Source organism: Flavobacterium sp. GNP011, from assembly GCF_056428925.1.
Genome location: NZ_JBWJVJ010000057.1, coordinates 1 through 639 on the forward strand (window position 1 = coordinate 1; position 639 = coordinate 639).

2 protein-coding genes are annotated in these 639 nt (G+C 28.0%); both read left to right on the forward strand.

Annotated elements, in window-relative coordinates; all coding sequences use genetic code 11:
- A partial coding sequence (locus AC061E_RS16610; RefSeq protein WP_478287251.1) for a hypothetical protein occupies positions 1-191 on the forward strand: 191 nt, incomplete at its 5' end.
- A 5-nt stretch (positions 192-196) separates the two neighbouring features.
- Positions 197-639: hypothetical protein (locus AC061E_RS16615; protein WP_478287252.1), on the forward strand; the 443-nt coding region annotated here is incomplete at its 3' end.

The window sequence follows — 639 nt, forward strand, 5'->3', positions numbered from 1 at the left end:
TGAATGATGCATCTCCAATTAAAAAATTTATTCTTATGGATAATAATAGAATTGAAATCCCTAGAATTTTATCTTTCGAGAAAAATTCTGATTTATCTGAGATTCTAACCATACCTAAACAGGATCAATCAATCGGATTAGGTATTTTGGATATGTATGAATACTATTATATAGAAAAAAAAGCTAAATAAATATTATGAGAAATTGGCATCATAAAGTAATAAAAATTGACCAGGCTAGGGCTTTAAATCAATTTGTAAATAATAGAGGTAATTCTGATATTTATATTGGAGTTATTGAAGGACAAATTGAATTTGAAAAAATAAATAATGTTCCATTTCCTTTAACTGTAAATGACTACGGATCACCTCACCCAAGTTTCGCTGATATTCAGAACGGGAAAAAGGTTTTTTGGAGAAGTAAAATTGATAGAACCAATACCTTTGACCAAAATATCAGGGGTCAATTTAAACCAAGTATGCATACTACCTGTGTTGCAGGGATTATATCTGGAAATAGTGACGATATAAATAATATTGAAGGAATTTGTCCAAATATAAGAATAATTAATGGAGATAATTTTGATGATGCACTATTCTTGTCTTTAGTTAATAGTTATTCTAATCAAAATTATCTCCA